Genomic DNA, 19,674 nt, shown 5'->3' on the forward strand with positions numbered 1-19,674 from the left:
ATTAATTGATATAGGGAGAGGATAATCCTCTTTTTCGAATGTAGTAATCTAGTGATTTTGCTGCTTCCAGCGGTCTATCTGTGCTCAATATGTCAGCGCCATTTTCTATAAATTCTGCGTACACCTGTTCCCCGCGTTGCATGGCTTGACGGTCTAAGTTACCAATGGTACCAAGAATGCACAAAATGCCATGTTGATGAAGCAAGTCCGTAACCTTCTTATCAATAGGAGATGTACCAACAAAAGCAACGATACGGGTGTCTGGCACATCGCGATCATTTAATCGGATAAGATCTTCGGCACTACGTATTGATGCTGAAATCATAAGTTCCGGTGCCAAGTTGTGTACGACAGCCGCTTGATCAGCACTGTAGGTAATAACCACAACGTAGGCTTCTGCCTTCGCTTTACGAATGGCATCGATCACAAGTCGGTAAGGGACGTTACGTTTAACATCTAGCGTGAAAATGACCTTTCCTACACCCCAAAGCAGGGTTTCCTCTAGCGTTGGTATTTTGTATTTCGTTACCTTTCCATCCACATCCTTTAGATTTAGCTCTTGTAGTTCTTCTAAAGTATGTCGACCTACGCGCCCTTTTCCTGTTGTCGTGCGTTGTAATGTTTCATCGTGCATAAGCACTAAGGCAGAATCTTTGGTTAAGGCGATATCACACTCGATAATGGCTGGTGTTTTATAGGCTATACGTTGGAATGTTTCTATTGCATTCTCCGGATAGTCAGCCGCAGGTCCTCCGCGGTGTGCACTAATCAGAGGTACTCTCTTTTCAGAATAGGTCAGGAAACGGTATAAGTCATCTACGGTTTCGAAATTAAACACCTGATTATGATTGCTAACATGCACCATATCCGAAGCGTTATTATTTCGAAAACAACTTGCAAACAGTAAAACTGTTGTTAGAAGTAGGATTGTGGATAATATAGGTTTCTTCCTATTTAACATAGTTTTCTATTTGCTGGCAAATGGTGTCCAATGAAGCATTGATTTGATCAATTTGGATATGAGCTTGCGTATAAAAAGGAGCCCTTTCCGTTAATTTTTCGTCAATGAAAGCAAGCAGATCCTCACCTTGTAACCCTTTTAAGGCCGGTCGACTTTCGATGTTGGATTGAGATAATCGACCATGCAACGCTTTTGGGCTTAGATAAAGATAAAGTGAAAGCCCATTCTCATTGATCCAAGCCATATTATCATAATAACAAGGGCTACCGCCACCGGTAGAAATAACGGTATCTGGTGCAATCTGTTCTTTTAGTGTCTGACTTTCCAGTTCCCTAAATTTCTGCTCCCCGTATATTTGAAAGTAAGTCGGTATTGACATACCTACTTTTTCAACCAGTACATGATCCAGGTCTACAAATTTTTTGTTTAAACGGTTTGCCAATTTCTTGCCCCAGGTGGTTTTTCCACTCCCCATAAAACCAATTAAAAAAATAGGTTTATCCATTATTTTTGTAGGTATGTTTTTTCCAACTCTTCCTTCGAAGGGAAGTTTAGCTTAGACCATTTCTTTAACACTACGCCATTCTGCATTAAGAGTACGCCAGGGTTAGAGCGTACCATGCTTTTAAGAGGAACAGCATCAGCATAGAAAGTTTCAAGTACTAGATCCATATCTGTGTTTAGTTTAGAAGCCACATCGGAGGAGCTTGCTGTAAGCAATACAGCGCGTAGATTTTCTTGCGTCGACAGATCACGGATTATGGTGTTAATCCGATCCAACGCAATAACATCTGCCGTAGATAATTTATCGATATACGTGCTCACAACAATGAAATTATAAAATGGCGATGTAATAATTTCTTGTGTTACTTCATTACCTTCGGCATCCGAAATGAGAAGGTCAGGAATGGGAATTTGGTATCCTTTCTTAATCAGTCGAGAGGTAGGTTCGCCAATCACTTCCCAATTATCATCCTCCCAGATTCCATCCATGTATTCTTTGTCAGTCACCTTTTTCGTTTCACCTGTAGCCTTATTTTTTATTTCATAGATGTACTCAAAAACATCTCCTTCTTTTCCTTCCGGTAGAACCATTAGGTCCGGAATCTTATTCCCTACTTTGTATGGCAAGAAGTCGATGAATGGTAAAAATAAAGCGGTGTAAATGCCTATTCCGAAAGAAATCAATACGGTTGCTGTCGCTGCGAAGCTGCGCTTGCCGCTCGAGCTGATTACTGGTTTTATGCGTTCGTGGTATTTGAAAATAACGAGGATAAAGACCAGTAAAACCAAATCTTTGATGAACGACTGCCAAGGAGTTAGTGGAATGGCATCGCCAAAGCAACCACAAGAGGTAACAACTTCAAAGAAAGCAGAATAGAACGTTAGAAAAGTGAAGAAAATAATGAGTAGCAAAAGTCCCCATGCAACAGTTTTACGATACAGACCAAGCAGAAGAAAAACACCCATAATAATTTCAAAGCCACAAATGATTACGGCAATCCAAGTGCTATAATCGTTGAGAAAATCCATGTGAAAGACATGGAAATACTCTTGTAGTTTATAACCAAACCCGGTAGGGTCATTCGCTTTAATAAAGCCGGAAAAGATGAATAAAAGACCGACAAAAAATCGACTAAATCCGAGTAGAATATCAATAAAATTAATCTTTTTGTTCTGTGTAGGGGTAAAGTTCGTTTCCATGTGTCTGTTTATTATTGTGCGAGTCCCAGTTTGATCAGTGCAAATACGGCGTAGTTCAGCATATCCTGATAATTGGCTTTCAAGCCTTCGGATACTAAGGTTGCTCCATTATTATCTTCAATTTGTTTGACCCGATGTAATTTCATCAGGATAAGATCCGTCAAAGAAGATATACGCATGTCCCTCCATGCTTCCCCATAATCATGATTCTTGGCTAGCATAAGATCGCGTGTTTCATCCACTTTTTCCGAATATTGTTTGCTTACAGTTTCGTAAGCCAAGTTTTCACCTTCCTCTTCCGGAATCTCCAGCTGCATCATCGCAATGACGCAATAGTTAACAATACCGATATACTCTTCTGTAATTCCCTCGCCGACTTTTGATACTTTTTTGACTTCCAATGTACGGATACGTTGTGCCTTAATATAAATTTGGTCGGTGATTGATGCCGGACGCATTATTCGCCATGCGGTGCCGTAGTCTTTTGTCTTTTTTAAGAATAAATCTTTGCAATGCGAGATAACGCTATTGTATTCTGCCGTTGTATCCATGTATGTTGTTGGTCTCTGAAATCAAGAAGATATACAAATCTAGATAAATTCGCCTGCATAAGCAATATGCAAGACCTGCTGAAACATCAAAAAACAGTGAACCAGAAGCAGTCGTGTCGGACAGTTGTATTTCCTTCCTGTGAACACCGTTTTGGGCGCGTCAGATTAATGTCTTATTGTATTATAAAAATATATAAGTTTGATTGTAGAGAATGGAACTATGATTAGATTTGGAAATGGCGCTTCAAAAGGTATGCCGGAGGTAAGAAGATACCGGGTGGCAGCACTTCCACAAGCTATGATAAAGTTAAAACACAACATGCCTTTGGGAAGTTGTTAGGTATAGCGGGGCTGTGCGCTTTAAATGGAGATCGATTTATTGGTTGTTTAAAATAGATAAAAAATGAAGGTATTTAAGCCGGAAATACGCAGCGTTAATATTACGCGCTATGTACAACCATTCCGGGAGGGAGGATCACTCCCGGGTTTGGTGGATGCTGATGATGGGTTCAGTTATGTCATAAAATTTCGTGGCGCAGGACAAGGGAAAAAGGCGCTGGTTGCGGAGTTGATCGGTGGTGAGTTGGCTCGGTTTATGGGACTGCGGATGCCGGAGATGGTTTTTGCAGACTTGGACGAGTCGTTTGCACGTATGGAACCTGATGAAGAGATACAGGATTTATTACGTTTTTCAGTAGGTCAGAATTTAGGGGTTCACTTTTTAAGTGGCGCATTGACTTTTGATGCTAATGTGGATGCCGTGACGGAGCTTGAAGCCTCAAAAATTGTATGGCTTGATGCGCTGTTGATGAATGTGGACCGGACGGTACGCAATACTAATATGTTGGTTTGGAACAGAGACCTTTGGCTTATCGATCACGGTGCAGCATTGTATTTTCATCATAGCTGGGACAATTGGGAAGAGCAGGCCGTAAAGCCATTTATTCAGATTAAAGATCATGTATTATTAAAATATGCAAGTGAAGTCGAACAAGTGCACGCCACGTACAGCCCTTTATTTACAGCGGAAATCCTACGCAATGTATTAGCCATAATACCGGATGAATGGCTTGAGGAAGAGGGACGTGATCTAACGGCAGATGAGGTACGGGAAGTGTATGTATCTTTTTTAGTGAAGCGACTGGCCCATGCAACTATTTTTTTAAACCAGATTGAACATGAGCGAAAGAACCGTATATGAGTATGCCGTGGTGCGGGTGGTGCCACGTGTGGAGCGCGATGAGTTCGTGAATGTAGGGGTCGCATTATATTGTCGAAAGCAAAAATTCGCACAGGTGAAAATTTATGTAGACGAAGCAAAATGCAAAGCGTTGGATCCTACTGTGGATTTGGAGATAATCAAAAAGCACTTAGATTCTTTTCAACGGATATGTGTGGGAGACAAGTCTGGTGGACGACTTGCTGAGCTGGAGCAACCGGAAAGGTTCCGTTGGCTGACGGCCAAAAGGAGCACGATGGTTCAATGTTCGGTAACCCATCCGGGGACTTGTGTGTCTGCGGCAGAAACATTAGATGAACTTTTTAAAAAATTAGTTCTATAGAAATAGTAGATTTGTGTTTATGGAAGATTTTTACAACCATATTTACCAAAAGCAACGCGAAGTACAAGACATGCCTAGCAATAAACGAATTGCGGCATGGGCAACGAGTTTGCTGCATCTTTTGTTTCCTGACCGTAGTTCGGCAAGCTTGAAAGATGTGGATGCGGTGCGGGCGGCTTTTGCCGCTTCCGAGAAAGTATTATTGGAGCTGCTCGTGAAAACGAAGGCTTGTTCCGATTGTGATAATACGCGTATTTCACATCTATTCTATCAAGATCTACCAGGCGTATACCACGTGATGTTGACCGATGCACAAGCGATTATGGAAGGGGATCCTGCAGCGCAGAGTCTGCGGGAAGTGATTCGTACGTATCCGGGGTTTACAGCAATCTGTATTTATCGTATAGCCAATCAGTTATGGCGTTCTGGCATTCCTTTGATACCACGTATTTTAACGGAGTATGCACATTCCAAAACTGGGATTGATATCCATCCCGGTGCGTCCATCGGTGACCATTTACATATTGATCATGGAACGGGGCTGGTTATTGGCGAGACCTGTATTATTGGTAACCACGTGAAACTGTATCAGGGGGTGACCTTGGGGGCTTTAAGTGTCGCCAAGAATATGGCCAATACACAGCGTCATCCTATCATTGAAGATCATGTTATCATCTATGCGGGCGCCACTATATTAGGGGGAGAAACGATCATTGGCCATCATTCCGTAATCGGTGGTAACGTTTGGTTGACGGCTAGTATTGAGCCGTATACAACGGTGTATCATCAGCCTAATTCAAAATTTATTGACTCTAAACCTGTTATCTAATGGGAAATATAATACAAACTATCGGTAATACACCACTGGTGGAAATTCGTTCCTTTCATACCAATCCGAAAGTGAAGATTTATGCGAAGATGGAAGGAAATAATCCGGCTGGATCTGTGAAAGATAGAGCCGCATTGAACATGATTCGTTCTGCGATGGAACGCGGAGAAATCGATAAAGACACAAAGCTTATTGAGGCGACTTCGGGTAATACAGGGATTGCTTTAGCGATGATTGCGTGTATGTATGGACTTTCGTTAGAGCTTGTTATGCCCATTACCTCCACACGGGAGCGAACACTCACCATGGAAGCGTATGGTGCAAAGGTGACTCTTTTGGAAACCATGGAGATCTGTCGTGATTATGCGGAGGAAAAGGGAGCAAGTGGGGATTATTTTATTCTAAATCAATTTGCTAACCCAGATAACTATAAAGCGCATATCAAAAGTACAGGGCCGGAAATCTGGCGTGATACAGAAGGCCAGATAACGCACTTTGTGAGCGCTATGGGAACAACAGGTACCATTATGGGATGTTCTATGTATTTGAAAGAACAGAATCCAAATATACAAATTGTGGGATGCCAGCCGACGGAGGAGGCCTCGATTCCAGGAATTCGTCGATGGCCACAAGAATATCTGCCGAAAATATTTAATCCTACGCATGTAGATCGTGTTATCGATATCTCTCAGCAAGATGCGACAGCGAAGGCTCGGGCTTTGGTGCGTCAGGAAGGTGTGTTTGCAGGAATGAGTACAGGAGGCGCATTTCATGCAGCCTTGCAAGTCGCGAATGAAATAGAAGAAGGGGTAATTGTCTTTATAGCCTGCGATCGTGGAGATCGTTATTTGAGCTCCGATCTTTTTGGGTAAAAATGGATATTCAAAAGCGGTTCGACCGAATTTTAAATATATACATGCTGTTACAGGCAAAGCCCTTGGTTCGGGCGCAAGACCTGGCGGTTCGGTTTGAGGTAAGTTTACGGACGATCTACCGAGATATCCAAGCGCTTCAAGGTGCTGGTGTTCCCATTTATGGAGAAGCCGGCATTGGCTATGCGTTGGTGCAAGGCTATAAAATTCCGCCCACGAGTTTTACGCGAGAAGAGGCATTGAGTTTTGCAGCAGCAGAAAAACTGATTGCCAATTACTTTGACAAAGATTTGTATCTGCACTTCTCGACCGCGATGAATAAGATGAAATCTATCTTACGCACAGCGGATAAGGAAGATATAGCAACCGTTGAAGAAAAGGTTTTTTTAAAACCGAAAGAACATGTCTTCAATCAAAAGGTACCAGCTGCGCTTTCCATTTTACTAAAAAGTATTGCACAAAAGGTACAAGTTGTCGTAGATTACCAGAAATCAGGATCTGCTACCGTGGATGAACGTAACCTTGAGCCTATTGGCTTGTTTCATGAGCATGGCTTTTGGTATCTTATGGCCTATTGTTTATTGCGAAATGACTATCGCCAGTTTAGGTTAGATCGCATTCAAGAGATTAAGCTGATCGCCAACCAACGCTTTACAAAACAGCATGAAGAGCTGGCTTATTATTTGAAGAAAGATAACGATCCAGAGGCTACTGTTAGAGTCGTAATTCAGGTATCGAAGAAATTTGCTGCCTATATGCAGTGGGACAGAAACTACTATGGTTTTGTAGGGGAACGGGAGATGGAGGATTATATAGAGATGACGTTTCAATGCCGCGAGGTATTACATGGTTTCGCGCGTTGGGTACTGATGTTTGGCGATCAGACGACGATTGTAGAGCCGGAGTTTTTGCGGGATCGGGTGCGGGAGCTGTTGCAAGCGCAGTTGGCGCGGGTGCAGTAGCGGGGAGCAAGAAAAGGCACGAGCTAAAAGCCCGCGCCCTCGAAGAGATGTGACTGCGGTCCCTCAGAAAGCCGCTTTCGGAAGGCTAAACCGCAGAAAAATATCAAGGTGAAACAGAGGCCGGCTCGTGCCAGCGACAATCTTTTTACTATAGCGTTCTTTCCCAGAAGAAAGGCGGTTCAATAGCTAGAGCACGCAGGTACGTGTACCCTTGCGCACGGTGATGAACTTCGTTATCAACGAAATACAACAAGTTTTGATAGATTGGGAAATTATACTCCCCAAAAAGATTGTGGTCTTCATGGAAGCGTTCCACGGGAATCTGATTGTATAACGCAGTGATTTTTGGAGTTGATTCATCCCAAGCGTTGAGTAATGCTTCTTTCGTATCTAACTTTAGGTCGTGATTATATGCATCCGTTTTTCCATTTACAATGCCATCCAAACCAGGGACCGCAATAGATAATAATTCTTTAACCATATCGGCAAAAGAGCGCATATTGCCGATCGCAAATGTAAACAATTCCTTCTCCGGGAATTTTTCGATAACGCGACGAGTAAGGGCGCGGTGTCCTTGCCAATGTATTAATAACTCTTCCTTACTGATGATTGTGCTGTTGTTCATGATTTATTTTTTTTAAATGTCTTTTTCTTTGTTAAATCAAAGGTAAGACGTGGTAATGACAGCAGTATGTCAGTAGTGTTATTGATTATCGCGACTCCAGATTTCAAAGATGGGATCTCCTTTGGAACTAAGTCCACTATGATGCCATTGGTTTGCTTCGATTTTGCCCTCGAATGAAAGGTCAGCTCCAACACGAGAATTGTCTCGTGAGAAATATAGAATATGTTCCGTGTATTTTCCATCCGTAAAAACATAGGTACCTCCACCGGTGCCGTAGAAACCTTTTACTGCGGGGTTGATGGCAATCCATTGAAAATATCCATCCACTAAAAGCTTGATTGTTTTACGATCTCCGCGTGTTATGGTCGATAATTCGTTGCCCTGTTTACGCCCGGTAATACGCCATAAGCCATCTAAATCCTGTGCTTTTGCTGGCTGTCGGTTATATTGCATATTGTTGCTCCGTAGGTGCTGATTCTGTACCTGTACTGGCATATCTATCGTAGAGCCTATCTGCTCGGGGTTGGCGTCATTGTATTCCACAGAAACGTGTATGGTCTTCCCATCGTATGTGAATGGTCCGCCTGTGGTGCTGATGTACCGGTTGTTCTCAAAATTAATAGCAGAAAAATAATCATCAACAAACAACCAGAGTACATTCTTGTTATCTATAGTATGAAGAAATGCACCGCGTAAAGTCGATTTATTTTGTGCTACCAATGTATGTACTCCGATAGTACAGATAATCAAAATAAGAAGTGTTTTTTTCATAATATTTATATTAGCATTCGTTATTAACTGATTTGAAAATCAAATAAATATACATAAAATGTATGCTTGTTAGGAACTTTTGGATAGAAACCAGCCAATTTGTAGACCGTACAAGTATCTTTGTTCAGTAAGAAGGCTTTAACAGGTTATAGTTTTTATATGCACATTGTACGACTCCTTATTTATTCTTTATTTCTATTGACCGGACTTTTGTTGTGTTCTGATTTAAAAGCGCAAAGTGTTTATTTTGCCTCTTCCTTAGACACTAACTTTTTACCCCTCGATACCCTTTCGTATCGAAAATTAAACCAGTACAAACCGAAAGAAATTGCGTTAGAGGAATTTCAAGATCCGGAGGATGTAAAGCGGGAAAAAAAGTTTTGGCGTGCAGGAACAGAGTGGTTTCTGGCACAGGCCTTTCCGGCACTGTTCAATCGATTTATCACCAAAGATCCATACTCCTATATTACCTTCAAGAACTTTATTGATCATCAACGTTTTTCGGCTTGGGATTGGGATGATAACCAATTTACAACCAATCACTTGGATCACCCCTACCACGGACAATTATATTTTAATGCTTTTAGAAGTAATGGCTATAATTTTTACCAGTCCAGCATCGCAACATTTGCGGGAAGTTACATTTGGGAAACTGCAGGGGAGACGCAAGCACCATCCATTAACGATTTAGTTAATACCACCTATGGCGGTATTTTGTTAGGTGAAATTACCCATCGTATTTCGCGTAACATTCTAGGACGTGGGCATCGGAACCCCGGTTCTCGTGTCTCGAATGAGATTGGTGCTTTTTTTATCAACCCAGTGAATGGCTTAAACCGTTTGTTGGATGGGAAGTGGGGAAAGGCAGATCCGTATAATACAATCGATTCCTCTTCCATATGGACCGAAGTGAATATTGGGGTGCGTCGTTTTGATGCGCGTGAAGGAGATATCATACACCGTGGAAAGAATGGATCATACGCACGCTTACAGCTCTGGTACAGCAATGGCCCACAAGATATCAAGCGTCCTTTTGATCAATTTTATGTGAATTTGGAGTTTGGAAAAGGAGATAGTACATTTATTAACGCGGTGAATGTACACGCACTTCTTTATGGGAATGAATTCTTTAGTACCAAAAAAGGACGGCACTACGGTATATTGAGTGCAAGTTATGATTTCTATAATAACGATGCCTTTTTCTATGGCGCACAAAGTTTAAGTTACAGCTGGAATTCGACCTTTAGTTATAAAAAGGAGAATAAGTTGAATATGAGCCTCGCTGTAGGAGCGTTACTGCTTGCAGCCGTTCCGGATCCTTATTTGTTGTATGGTGCCAGTCGAAATTATAATTATGGATCAGGCGCCAGCTACCGTTACCGTGCGGAGTTAAGTGTGCTGCGTAGGCTTCGACTCATGGGGGATTATAATGGTTCAATTTTTTACACCATCAGTGGAAATGATTCCTATTACATTTTGCATGCTGGTAGTTTTGAAGCAAACTTACGGGTGTATAAAGACTTCTCTATAAAACTGAGCTCAGGTTATTTTGCCCTCGAAGGACATTTCAAAGATGATAAGTACCCCGATTTTAATCGTAAATTCCCATCGGGGCATATATCAATAGGCTATAATGCTAGATTCTAAAAAGTAAATCTCTTTTTCCCAACCACTAAGGAAGGTATTGGAGATGATCCATTTCCTTACCAAAAATATCCACTTGTTTGATAACAGCAAAGCCCATATTCAGGTATAGTTTTTTTGCCGATGGATTTTCTTTATCCACCAATAAGCCTAGCGTTTCGCCTTGTTGTTCGACGAAGGTTTCGATAGCATATTGAAGTAATTTCTTGCCAATGCCTTTCCCTTGTGCTTCTGGCAAAACAGCAATGGTGTCGATGTATATCTCACCTTCTTGCGTTTCATTCTCTAAAGGAAGGACACGATTATATTTCTCTTTGATATAGTCAAATATTGGTTTGCGAAGTGCCTCTAGTTGGCCCCCCGGATACAAACACAGCTGACCCAAAATCTGTCCTTCTTCCTCGGCGACGATAATATGTTGGTAACTATACTGATTGTTGGGGAGGGAAGCAAAATGTGTCAGGAGGGAAGTAGCCTCCTCTTTATCGAAATTATCGATAAAATAATATATTATATCTTCCATGGCCAGCAGCATAATGGGCGCTATGGCTTTTGCATCAGATGCTTTCGCAGGTCTACATGTTATCATGGGCCAAAGTTAAGCAATAAAAAAATCATCGCATAAATAGAAAGTAGTCTTTCCATCTGTGCGATGATTTAATATGTTAGGGTATTCAAACCTCCACAAAGGAGGAAGAAAACTATTTATCTAATTTTTCGAATTCTACGAAGTCGATATCTTTGCTTTCCAATTTGATGTTCTCTTTCAAGAAATCAAATACTTTAAGCGCTTTAGCCTCTTCAAACAAACGGTTTGCTTGTTCTCTATCTTGAAGCAATTGCATAGCAAATTGATTTAATTGCTCGTCTGTAGGCTCATCATTGATGTTGTACATCTTGATTTGTGCATAGATACGTTCTTTTGCTAAGTTAACAACCTCATCGTATTTCACTTCTAAGCTGTTCGCTGTAACGATACGGTTTTCAATGATCGTCCATTTCAAGTTGCTTAAGAAATCTGCAAATCCTTCTTCCAATTCTTCGTCTGTGATGTTCGGGTTAGTTGCTTTTAACCATCTTTTCAAGAACTCTTCTGGGAATTTAACATCAACTTTCTCCATACCGAAAGTATAAAGATCATTGCGTAACTTTTGATCTGCATTTTGTTTGAACAAGCTTTCTACTTCTTCTTTTACTTTTGCAGTAAACTCTTCCTCAGTCGTAACTTCACCAGCAGGGAATAATTTATCAAAAAATTCTTGATCTAAATCAGACTCTTCCAAACGGTTGATGTTTTTTACCGTAAGTTCGAATTTAGTGACATCTAAAGCTTCTGCTTCATCTTCTGTAATACCAAGAATGCGCGCTAAGTCAGCAACTTTGAATGCTTTTTTAACATCGATCTTCGCTACATCATCTTTCTTTAATCCTGCTAGAGATTTTTTGATTTTTGCATCTTCGATAATATCTGTACGTACAGATGTTGTCTTTTCGATACCTTCTTCTTTTTCTTGTTTCAATGTCGCGTATAATACATCTCCCTCAGCAGAAACTTCAGGATTTGTCATTTTACCGTAGCTACGACGTAAGTTCTTGATACGTTCAGCTAAAGTAGCGTCATCCGCTTTGATTTCGTATGCGGTGAACGAAGTCTCTTTAGAGAAAGGAATTTCAAACGCAGGAGCGATACCAATTTCGTAATTGAAAGAGAATGTATCGTTGAAATCCCATTTATATTTTTCGTCTGTATCACTGTCCAATGGAAGTGGCTGACCTAATACTTCTAGTTTGTTTTCACCAATATATTCAGAGATCTTATCGTTAACGACTCTATTGATTTCATCAAACAAGATAGCTTTACCGTATGTGCGTCTGATGTGACCTACAGGTACCATTCCTGGGCGGAATCCTGGTAATTTTGCTTTTTTAGCTTGGTCTTTAATCGCTTTATCTACCGAAGGGTTGTAGTCTTCTGGTGTTAGTTCAACTGTGATGTTCGCATTGACATCGTCAAGTTTTTGGTGTGAAATATTCATACTCTCTTATAGCTTTTACGCATTACAAAAAAAATCCTCCCGAGTTTCTTAAGTTCGGGAGGACATCAAGTGCGGAAGAAGGGACTCGAACCCCCACGCCTTGCGGCGCCAGATCCTAAGTCTGGTGCGGCTACCAATTACGCCACTTCCGCAGTTATTAGGACTTTTATTGTGGCACAAAGATAGGAACGGAATCCATATCCTGCAAGTCTTTTTTGCTTTTTTTTTGATAAAAATACCACATCTACACCTAAAGTGTTTAAAATCAAATAATTTATTTTTTTTATTGTTTTTATGTTTTCTGTTTTGTTACTTTGAATTTCAAAGTGCTTTGTATGGATCAACAAGATTTAATAAAGGAAATAGGCCATATTCGCTCCATGATGGAGAAATCATCGAAATTTATTTCGATCTCGGGCCTTTCTGGCGTATTGATAGGTATGTATGCTTTAATAGGTGCCTTTCTGGCTTATATTAAAGTATTCGGCTTTCGCAGTACCTTCGATTACAGAGATCACTATGTGACTGACGATGGTGTGGTGGGCTACTTGGTGGTGGTGGCGGTGGCGGTATTGCTTGCCTCTTTGATTACGGGGGTAGTCATGGCGAAGCGCAAAGCCAGTAAAATAAAACAGTCGGTATGGAATGTAACCAGCAGAGCCATGCTCAAGGCTGTTTCGGTCCCTCTCATGGCTGGTGGTCTTTTTGCTCTTTTATTGATTTGGAAAGGCTATTACGAATTAATCGCTTCCACGTTGTTGATTTTTTACGGGCTAGCATTATCAGCGGGGAGTGTATTCACCTTTAAGGAAGTACGCTGGTTAGGTGTTTTGGAAGTTTGTTTAGGCCTTGCCGCTTTACTTTTTCCAGGTTATGGTTTATGGTTTTGGGTGTGTGGGTTCGGCCTGCTACACATTATCTATGGATTTATTGTTTACAAAAAATACGAATAAGCAGTGGGGGTGGATCTGAAGTTATATAATAAGGTTTTTGAAAATCGCATTCGTCTTCAGGTGATGAGTGTGCTGTTAGCCAATGATGCGTATGACTTTAGTTCGCTAAAAGACCTTCTGGAGCTGACCGATGGTAACCTTGCTTCAAATCTTAAAACACTCGAAAAAGAAGGGTACATTACCGTCGAAAAAAGCTTTGTCGATAGGAAACCTAATACCCGTTATAAGAAAACAGATAAAGGACAAAAAGCTTTTGAAGAGCATCTGCAAGCACTGGAAAATTTAATAAAACAACAGTACAAATAATTTTTTTACCCAATAACTTTGAAATTCAAAGTACTTTTAAAAATAATATAAATGTTTTAGTCATGGAAAATTCAAATCAAAAACAACCTGAGGTTTACGACAGTCCGGCGCCATCTTTCTTTGAGCGTCTCTTTAACTCCATTCTTTTTAAGTTTGGCGTCATGCTCATTTTAGTCTTATTTCTGCTTATCCCTATGGAGTGGATTAACGACCTTATTCGCGAACGAAGAGATCGGGAGCGTAGTGTAAGTAATGAAATCGCGAGCAAATGGGGAGGTCCGCAAGTTATTTCTGGACCGATCATAGGTATTCCCTATACCTACCAATATTCGGTCAAAGTGACGGATGATAAAGGGAAACCAAAAACGGAGACCTATAAAGAGAAGAATTATATCTTCCTTGCAGCAAAAAAAATGAACGTATCCTCTGATGTGGAACCTGAATATTTGAAACGGGGGATTTACCAAAGTGTGGTCTATAAGGCTGCCATAACAGTGGACGGTGAATTTGATGAAATCGATTTGTCTAAAGTTGCGGTTGATCCGGCAAGTTTGCATTGGGATGAAGCCAAGCTATTTTTGGGACTCAGCGATTTGAAGGGGATGACAGCAGTTCCGAAATTAGATTGGAAAGGTACAACGCGTGACTTACAGATGCATACGGAGCCGATTTCTTTGTTTGAACGCACGATGTCAGCAGATATCGGTCTATCCGAAAAATCTACAAAAGGTACATTTAGAATGAAACTTGATTTACGAGGTTCACGTACTTTAACAGTTTTTCCTACGGCGGACGAAACCATGGTGACGGTGGGCGGCGCATGGAACGATCCTAGTTTCAATGGTGGTTTTTTGCCTGCTACACGAGAAATATCGCAGGGTAAGTTCCGTGCAGCGTGGCAGGTGCCCAGCTTTAGCCGTAAGTTTCCGAAGCAGTGGGTCGGTTTATCAAAGGAGCTGTATATGTTGACAGATTATGACGGTGAAAACATAGGGTATGACCAAACAATGCCAGCTGTGACTGCGGCTCCCGAGAACGGACCTTCGGCACAGGTCTCTACAGAACAAGATATGGTTCAAGTGAATTTTTTAGAAGCAGTGAATAACTATCAGAAGACAACTCGGGTAGCAAAATATGGAGCATTGGTTATTTTGTTGACCTTTACCGCTTTGTTCTTTACCGAGATCTTAAAAAAGAAAAAGATCCACTTTATTCAGTACGTACTTATTGGTTGTGCAATGGTTCTCTTTTATTCGCTCTTGTTGGCTATTGGAGAGCATCTTGGTTTTGATTGGAGTTATCTGTTATCTGCTGTGGCGACAATCGGGCTTATTACTTCGTTTATCTTTGGCATCACCAAAGATCGTAAGATATGCATGGCTTTTAGTGGCGTGCTGGCCTTGTTCTATGCTTTTGTGTATTTCTTGATGCAACTGCAGGACTACGCCCTTATTGTCGGCTCTATTGGCGTATTTGTTATACTGGCGGTGTTGATGCGCGTTTCTACCCGGATCAATTGGTATCAGTTTGACCGCAAAAGCTAAATTTGAGATGTGTTTATAAGAACAACCGTTTATGTACATCCTGATTTTTTATTTGAAAGCATATTGGACTGTCTGGAAGATCGTATGGACTCGTCGATTTCGCTAAAGAGATAAGATTTATTAACTTGCACGGTGAAAAAAAGCGTATAATATATGAATAAGGTTTCTGTTCTGGCAGTTGCTATTTTGTTGGCGTCGACCACATTTGCACAACGAGCTCCTGAGAAAAAAATTGATAAATCATTGATAACAGATAAAATGCAGCATCTAGGCAAAGATTTGATGACACCAGAAAAGTTGTGGGAAATAGGTCGTGTCTCCGCTGAAGGGTTATCGGCTGATGGTAAGTATGTTGTATATGGTGTTTCGCAATATAGCTTTGGTGAAAACAAATCCGAAAAGAACCTCTTTGTAGCTCCGGTAGCGGGGGGCGCTGCGGTGCAGTTTACGGAAGGTCAAGGGGGAGAGTCGGTTGTGGAAATAACCAACGACGGACAAGTTATCTATCTGTATAAAGGACAGCTTTGGCAAAAGCCCTTGCAGGGAGGAACGGCTAGACAGCTTACCAATATGGAGGGAGGATTAGAAAATGTGAAGTTATCGCCAGATAAAAAACACATCTTATTCAGTCGAAGTGTACTGATTCAAAAGAATCATAGTGTTGATAAGTATAGCGATTTAACGAAGTCCAATGTTTATATATATGATGATCTGGACTATCGCCATTGGGATTCTTTTAATGATGGACGGTTTAGCCATCCTTTTGTCGCAAGTTATGAAAATGGTACAATTGGTGAACCGCTCGATATATTGAAAGATAAGCCGTTCTATAGTCCACAAGCGCCGTTTGGCGGAGCGGATGACTTTGCATGGTCTCCTGACAGTAAGGCGGTACTGTATGTTTGTAAGAAGAAAGTGGGAAAAGAGTATGCGCAAAGTACCAATACGGATATCTATCGCTATGACCTGGCCAATGGTACCACCACCAACTTGACGGAGGGTATGAACGGGTATGATACAGCGCCGACATACAGCCCCGATGGGCAACGACTTTCCTGGTTGAGTATGAAGACGGATGGATATGAAGCGGATAAAGTAGATATCGTTGTCTTTGATAAAGTTAGCTCACAACGCTTAAATCTTACAGGACATTGGGATGGAACTGTAAATAGTTTTATTTGGAGCAAGGATAATAGAAGATTATACTTCACGGCACCTGTAAAAGGTACGGTTCAGCTTTTCGAGGTGGAGGTACCGGTCAACTTTAAGAACAGGGCCTTGCCGAAATTAAGACAAATTAGTGAGGGACAATTTGATATTAGTGGTATTGTAGGCGAGACGAATGGTGGACTTGTGGTGACCTCAACAACCATGACGCGAGCTACGGAGTTGTATTTGTATGACTTGAAAAAGAATACCCGTACCGCTATTACAACGGTAAACGATAAGATATACAACAGCCTGGCAGAGACAAAGGTAGAAGGTCGCTACACGAAAGCATCCGATGGTCAAGATTTATTTTCATGGGTTATTTACCCACCGGACTTTGATCCGACGAAGAAGTATCCAACGCTTTTGTTTTGTCAAGGTGGACCTCAATCTGCAACAACGCTAGGTTATTCGTTTCGTTGGAATTTCCAATTGATGGCTTCACAGGGCTATATTGTAATTTTGCCGAACAGAAGAGGTATGCCGGGGTGGGGAACAAAATGGAATGAAGATATCTCGAAAGATTGGGGAGGGCAGGCGATTCGCGATTACTTGTCTGCTATTGATGACTTTTCGAAGGAGTCTTACGTTGATAAATCGCGTGTAGGCGCTATTGGTGCTAGTTATGGTGGTTATTCCGTGTTTATGCTGGCGGGTGTGCATGAAAACCGCTTTAAGACTTTCATCTCTCACTGTGGTTTGTTCGATATGACTTCGTGGTACGGAACGACGGAGGAATTGTTTTTTGCGAATCACGATCTTGGTGGACCATATTGGGATAAAGCAAATGCGAAGACATACAACGAATTTAATCCGATCAAGCATGTTGATAAATGGAATACACCAATTATGATTATGCAAGGTGGAAAAGATTATCGGGTGCCTATCGGACAGGGCTTGGAAGCTTTTCAGGCGGCACAGCTCAAAAATATTAAAAGTCGGTTGGTGTATATGCCAGATGAGAACCACTGGGTTTTGTCGGGACACAACGCGCAGGTGTGGCAACGTGAATTCTTTGGCTGGTTAAAAGAAACGTTATAGTTTAGCCATGGATGCTTAGAAAAGGCCCGTCATTTATTTAATGGTGGGCCTTTTTGTTTGATTAATGTGACGTTGTAACGCGTTGATTTTTAAAAGCTTTTTTGTATATTGTGGAAAGGCGGACTCTGAAAGAGTTGTGGATAAAGCTTTATTAACTAGATGTAAGCTTGTAGAGATACGTGGAAAAAACCATTCATTTAACCATACATCGTGATCGTGAATTACTGCAGCGTTTAAAAAACGGAGATTCGGACGCATTTCGGGTGCTCTATGATCTCCATAAAGAAAAATTAACAGCTAATGTCCTGCGGTTAGTGAAGTCTGAAGATCTGGCACAGGATATTTTGCAGGAGTTATTTACTAAAATGTGGACAGAGCGCCATCGGATTGATATAGATAAACCGCTGCAAAATTATCTTTTTCGGATTTCTAAAAACTTAATTATCGATACATTCCGAAGATCTTCGCGGGATAAAACTCTTTTTTCGGCACTGACGTCTTTTGCGACGGAAAACTACGTACATGTTGAGGAGGATTTATTTCGCAAGGAGGAACAAGAGCTGCTTCAAGGGTTGATTGCGCAGCTGCCACCCAAGCGGAGAGAGATCTTTGTGGCTGCAAAGTTGGAAGGTAAAAGTTATCAGGAGATTGCAACCGAACGTAATATCTCTATCGATACCGTGAATGACCATATCAAGAAAGCGTATGCTTTCTTTCGCAAACTGTCGAACAAGCGAACATTTTTACTGCTTGTGTTGTATATGCAATACCGCGTTTTTGGTGGATTTTAACACCGTTTCTTCCTTATAAGTTAAAAGCATAAACTTTTTTCATTTCTGAACCACTGGATTTTTTTTTCACGACGTATTTAGTATTAAATGGTACGCCGTGAAAGATGTGAATAAGTTTGATCGTGTATTGAAACGATATCTCGCCAACCAATACAATACTGAGGATGTTCTTTTTTTACAACAGTATTTTTTGGAGGGTGATGCTTCTATTGTAGCGGATAGAGTCAGTAAGATTCTTGATCAGGAATGTGTGGGGCTACAAGAGGCCGATAACATGATTGCCGCAGAGCGTGTTGTTCGGAAGTTGGATCAGTATATCGCAGGTTTTACCTATGTGCCTGAAAACAAGTTTCATCTTCGACCCTGGTTAAAAGTAGCTACCATAGCACTTGTTAGTTTTGCCTTAGGGCTCACGGCGTATCTTTTTTTGTTTAGACCTATCGGTGGTGGTGACTTCCTTGCTCTTGAAGAGAAGGCAGATGTCTTATCGATCGATGAAGCTATTGATGTTGTTGCGCCGGAGACGCATGCTTATATGCGTATTGTTGGAGGCGAAGTGCTTCACACATTTGGTCAAGGGGAGGAAGTGTTTTTCGACGCTAATGGGAATCTGTTGGCCAATAAACAAAACAGTCTACCGATAAAACAAGGGGTTGAAGTGGAATTTGTCGCGCCGCGAGGGGCTCTCTTGAAAATGAAATTGCCAGACGGTTCTGCGGTCACTCTCAATGCGGAGTCCCGGTTGGTTTATAATACCAACTTTTCTGCTGGTAACAGGAGCGTCTTGCTCGAAGGAGAAGCGTTCTTTGAGGTGTCAAAACGACGTCGTGCCGGGGCAGGTGAATTGGAAAAGTTTACCGTTGTAACGGATAAACAGCTTGTTGAAGTGCATGGTACACGATTTAATGTCAAGGCTTATCGTGGTGAAAAAAATACTAAAACGGCGTTGCTGGAGGGACTGGTGGACGTGGTAACTCCAACAGGGCGCTATCCTTTACAACCTGGAAAGCAAAGCGCTAATAATGGTAGACGGATCTCCATCGCCTCATTTGATGATGGCGATGTATTAGGCTGGACAAATAATGATTTTGTATTTAGTAACCATTCATTGGAAGATGTAATGCAACAGATACAGCGTTGGTATAATATCGAATACTCCTTTAGTAATGATGAATGTAAAACAATAAAAATTGGTGGTAGTGTAAGCCGCAATCAAGACTTGTACACTGTTTTGAAGGCACTAGCCGCAACGGGGGCGGTACAGCTTAGCTATAAAGATAGATTCGTTAAAATCTACGCCAAGTAACTTTTAA

20 protein-coding genes and 1 tRNA gene are annotated in these 19,674 nt (G+C 41.3%); 12 read left to right on the forward strand and 9 right to left on the reverse strand.

Translation table 11 applies throughout. The features are described from left to right. Position 1: 1 nt before the first annotated feature. The 4 genes from B9Y69_RS14615 to B9Y69_RS14630 all read right to left on the reverse strand — a co-directional run bounded on the left by B9Y69_RS14615 (position 2) and on the right by B9Y69_RS14630 (position 3,216). A complete protein-coding gene (locus B9Y69_RS14615) occupies positions 2 to 865 on the reverse strand; it encodes a glycerophosphodiester phosphodiesterase family protein (RefSeq protein WP_200811816.1) in 864 nt (287 codons plus the stop codon). An 85-nt stretch (positions 866 to 950) separates the two neighbouring features. Next, entirely contained in the window at positions 951 to 1,466 is a 516-nt protein-coding gene (locus B9Y69_RS14620) for a shikimate kinase (RefSeq protein ID WP_085473730.1), read from the reverse strand. Then, positions 1,466 to 2,665: a BT_3928 family protein gene (locus B9Y69_RS14625; protein WP_085473731.1), complete on the reverse strand. Its 1,200-nt coding sequence runs from the start codon at positions 2,663 to 2,665 to the stop codon at positions 1,466 to 1,468. Before B9Y69_RS14625 ends, B9Y69_RS14620 begins: the two co-directional genes overlap by 1 nt. 11 nt (positions 2,666 to 2,676) lie before the next feature. Further along, complete coding sequence (locus B9Y69_RS14630; protein WP_085473732.1) at positions 2,677 to 3,216, reverse strand: DUF1599 domain-containing protein; 540 nt, start codon at positions 3,214 to 3,216, stop codon at positions 2,677 to 2,679. 403 nt (positions 3,217 to 3,619) lie between these two features. Here B9Y69_RS14630 and B9Y69_RS14635 point away from each other — a divergent pair, with 403 nt between their 5' ends. The 5 genes from B9Y69_RS14635 to B9Y69_RS14655 are packed head-to-tail and all read left to right on the forward strand — an operon-like array spanning position 3,620 to position 7,441. Continuing rightward, positions 3,620 to 4,417 (forward strand): HipA family kinase, encoded by a 798-nt coding sequence (locus B9Y69_RS14635; protein WP_085473733.1) that lies wholly within the window; start codon positions 3,620 to 3,622, stop codon positions 4,415 to 4,417. Next, complete coding sequence (locus B9Y69_RS14640) at positions 4,395 to 4,778, forward strand: DUF3037 domain-containing protein (RefSeq protein ID WP_085473734.1); 384 nt, start codon at positions 4,395 to 4,397, stop codon at positions 4,776 to 4,778. Before B9Y69_RS14635 ends, B9Y69_RS14640 begins: the two co-directional genes overlap by 23 nt. A gap of 19 nt (positions 4,779 to 4,797) precedes the next feature. Beyond that, positions 4,798 to 5,607, forward strand: coding sequence for a serine O-acetyltransferase (locus B9Y69_RS14645; protein ID WP_085473735.1), 810 nt, complete (start codon positions 4,798 to 4,800; stop codon positions 5,605 to 5,607). Next, positions 5,607 to 6,479, forward strand: a complete 873-nt coding sequence (gene cysM / locus B9Y69_RS14650; protein ID WP_085473736.1) for a cysteine synthase CysM — start codon at positions 5,607 to 5,609, stop codon at positions 6,477 to 6,479. Before B9Y69_RS14645 ends, cysM begins: the two co-directional genes overlap by 1 nt. Before the next feature lie 2 nt (positions 6,480 to 6,481). After that, positions 6,482 to 7,441 (forward strand): helix-turn-helix transcriptional regulator, encoded by a 960-nt coding sequence (locus tag B9Y69_RS14655; protein WP_085473737.1) that lies wholly within the window; start codon positions 6,482 to 6,484, stop codon positions 7,439 to 7,441. Positions 7,442 to 7,589: 148 nt separating this feature from the next. Here B9Y69_RS14655 and B9Y69_RS14660 read toward each other — a convergent pair whose 3' ends face one another. Further along, the gene (locus B9Y69_RS14660; RefSeq protein WP_085473738.1) at positions 7,590 to 8,066 is read right to left on the reverse strand and encodes a DinB family protein; all 477 of its coding nucleotides are present in this window, start codon (positions 8,064 to 8,066) and stop codon (positions 7,590 to 7,592) included. Between the two features lie 78 nt (positions 8,067 to 8,144). Next, on the reverse strand, positions 8,145 to 8,837 hold the full coding sequence (locus B9Y69_RS14665; RefSeq protein ID WP_085473739.1) for a hypothetical protein: 693 nt from the start codon (positions 8,835 to 8,837) through the stop codon (positions 8,145 to 8,147). A 159-nt stretch (positions 8,838 to 8,996) separates the two neighbouring features. Here B9Y69_RS14665 and B9Y69_RS14670 point away from each other — a divergent pair, with 159 nt between their 5' ends. Beyond that, positions 8,997 to 10,484 carry a DUF3943 domain-containing protein gene (locus tag B9Y69_RS14670; protein WP_085473938.1) on the forward strand — a complete coding sequence of 496 codons (1,488 nt, stop codon included), beginning with the start codon at positions 8,997 to 8,999 and terminating at the stop codon, positions 10,482 to 10,484. 25 nt (positions 10,485 to 10,509) lie between these two features. Here B9Y69_RS14670 and B9Y69_RS14675 read toward each other — a convergent pair whose 3' ends face one another. From B9Y69_RS14675 to B9Y69_RS14685, 3 genes are all read right to left on the reverse strand, one after another. Further along, the gene (locus tag B9Y69_RS14675) at positions 10,510 to 11,070 is read right to left on the reverse strand and encodes a GNAT family N-acetyltransferase (protein WP_085473740.1); all 561 of its coding nucleotides are present in this window, start codon (positions 11,068 to 11,070) and stop codon (positions 10,510 to 10,512) included. A gap of 112 nt (positions 11,071 to 11,182) precedes the next feature. Beyond that, complete coding sequence (locus tag B9Y69_RS14680) at positions 11,183 to 12,517, reverse strand: trigger factor (protein ID WP_085473741.1); 1,335 nt, start codon at positions 12,515 to 12,517, stop codon at positions 11,183 to 11,185. Positions 12,518 to 12,587: 70 nt separating this feature from the next. After that, positions 12,588 to 12,669: transfer RNA gene (locus tag B9Y69_RS14685), tRNA-Leu, on the reverse strand. A gap of 183 nt (positions 12,670 to 12,852) precedes the next feature. On the opposite strand from B9Y69_RS14685, the gene B9Y69_RS14690 reads away from it, so the two are divergent. The 6 genes from B9Y69_RS14690 (at position 12,853) to B9Y69_RS14715 (ending at position 19,667) form a co-directional block, all read left to right on the forward strand. Next, on the forward strand, positions 12,853 to 13,470 hold the full coding sequence (locus tag B9Y69_RS14690) for a hypothetical protein (protein ID WP_085473742.1): 618 nt from the start codon (positions 12,853 to 12,855) through the stop codon (positions 13,468 to 13,470). A gap of 9 nt (positions 13,471 to 13,479) precedes the next feature. Next, the gene (locus B9Y69_RS14695) at positions 13,480 to 13,776 is read left to right on the forward strand and encodes a winged helix-turn-helix domain-containing protein (RefSeq protein WP_394346506.1); all 297 of its coding nucleotides are present in this window, start codon (positions 13,480 to 13,482) and stop codon (positions 13,774 to 13,776) included. A gap of 62 nt (positions 13,777 to 13,838) precedes the next feature. After that, entirely contained in the window at positions 13,839 to 15,320 is a 1,482-nt protein-coding gene (gene creD, locus B9Y69_RS14700) for a cell envelope integrity protein CreD (RefSeq protein ID WP_085473744.1), read from the forward strand. Positions 15,321 to 15,473: 153 nt separating this feature from the next. After that, the gene (locus B9Y69_RS14705; protein ID WP_085473745.1) at positions 15,474 to 17,570 is read left to right on the forward strand and encodes a S9 family peptidase; all 2,097 of its coding nucleotides are present in this window, start codon (positions 15,474 to 15,476) and stop codon (positions 17,568 to 17,570) included. Between the two features lie 179 nt (positions 17,571 to 17,749). Then, the gene (locus tag B9Y69_RS14710; protein ID WP_085473746.1) at positions 17,750 to 18,361 is read left to right on the forward strand and encodes an RNA polymerase sigma factor; all 612 of its coding nucleotides are present in this window, start codon (positions 17,750 to 17,752) and stop codon (positions 18,359 to 18,361) included. Positions 18,362 to 18,458: 97 nt separating this feature from the next. Next, entirely contained in the window at positions 18,459 to 19,667 is a 1,209-nt protein-coding gene (locus tag B9Y69_RS14715) for a FecR family protein (protein WP_085473747.1), read from the forward strand. Positions 19,668 to 19,674: the final 7 nt, after the last annotated feature.

The sequence above is a fragment of the Sphingobacterium psychroaquaticum genome (assembly GCF_900177625.1).
Taxonomy (GTDB): domain Bacteria; phylum Bacteroidota; class Bacteroidia; order Sphingobacteriales; family Sphingobacteriaceae; genus Sphingobacterium; species Sphingobacterium psychroaquaticum.

What these genes read in the sequence shown, in the direction of transcription:
- B9Y69_RS14615 (WP_200811816.1), bottom strand. Translation starts at nt 865, where the DNA reads ATGGTGCATGTTAGCAATCATAATCAGGTGTTTAATTTCGAAACCGTA.
- B9Y69_RS14620 (WP_085473730.1), bottom strand. Translation starts at nt 1,466, where the DNA reads ATGGATAAACCTATTTTTTTAATTGGTTTTATGGGGAGTGGAAAAACC.
- B9Y69_RS14625 (WP_085473731.1), bottom strand. Translation starts at nt 2,665, where the DNA reads ATGGAAACGAACTTTACCCCTACACAGAACAAAAAGATTAATTTTATT.
- B9Y69_RS14630 (WP_085473732.1), bottom strand. Translation starts at nt 3,216, where the DNA reads ATGGATACAACGGCAGAATACAATAGCGTTATCTCGCATTGCAAAGAT.
- B9Y69_RS14635 (WP_085473733.1), top strand. Translation starts at nt 3,620, where the DNA reads ATGAAGGTATTTAAGCCGGAAATACGCAGCGTTAATATTACGCGCTAT.
- B9Y69_RS14640 (WP_085473734.1), top strand. Translation starts at nt 4,395, where the DNA reads ATGAGCGAAAGAACCGTATATGAGTATGCCGTGGTGCGGGTGGTGCCA.
- B9Y69_RS14645 (WP_085473735.1), top strand. Translation starts at nt 4,798, where the DNA reads ATGGAAGATTTTTACAACCATATTTACCAAAAGCAACGCGAAGTACAA.
- cysM (WP_085473736.1), top strand. Translation starts at nt 5,607, where the DNA reads ATGGGAAATATAATACAAACTATCGGTAATACACCACTGGTGGAAATT.
- B9Y69_RS14655 (WP_085473737.1), top strand. Translation starts at nt 6,482, where the DNA reads ATGGATATTCAAAAGCGGTTCGACCGAATTTTAAATATATACATGCTG.
- B9Y69_RS14660 (WP_085473738.1), bottom strand. Translation starts at nt 8,066, where the DNA reads ATGAACAACAGCACAATCATCAGTAAGGAAGAGTTATTAATACATTGG.
- B9Y69_RS14665 (WP_085473739.1), bottom strand. Translation starts at nt 8,837, where the DNA reads ATGAAAAAAACACTTCTTATTTTGATTATCTGTACTATCGGAGTACAT.
- B9Y69_RS14670 (WP_085473938.1), top strand. Translation starts at nt 8,997, where the DNA reads ATGCACATTGTACGACTCCTTATTTATTCTTTATTTCTATTGACCGGA.
- B9Y69_RS14675 (WP_085473740.1), bottom strand. Translation starts at nt 11,070, where the DNA reads ATGATAACATGTAGACCTGCGAAAGCATCTGATGCAAAAGCCATAGCG.
- B9Y69_RS14680 (WP_085473741.1), bottom strand. Translation starts at nt 12,517, where the DNA reads ATGAATATTTCACACCAAAAACTTGACGATGTCAATGCGAACATCACA.
- B9Y69_RS14690 (WP_085473742.1), top strand. Translation starts at nt 12,853, where the DNA reads ATGGATCAACAAGATTTAATAAAGGAAATAGGCCATATTCGCTCCATG.
- creD (WP_085473744.1), top strand. Translation starts at nt 13,839, where the DNA reads ATGGAAAATTCAAATCAAAAACAACCTGAGGTTTACGACAGTCCGGCG.
- B9Y69_RS14705 (WP_085473745.1), top strand. Translation starts at nt 15,474, where the DNA reads ATGAATAAGGTTTCTGTTCTGGCAGTTGCTATTTTGTTGGCGTCGACC.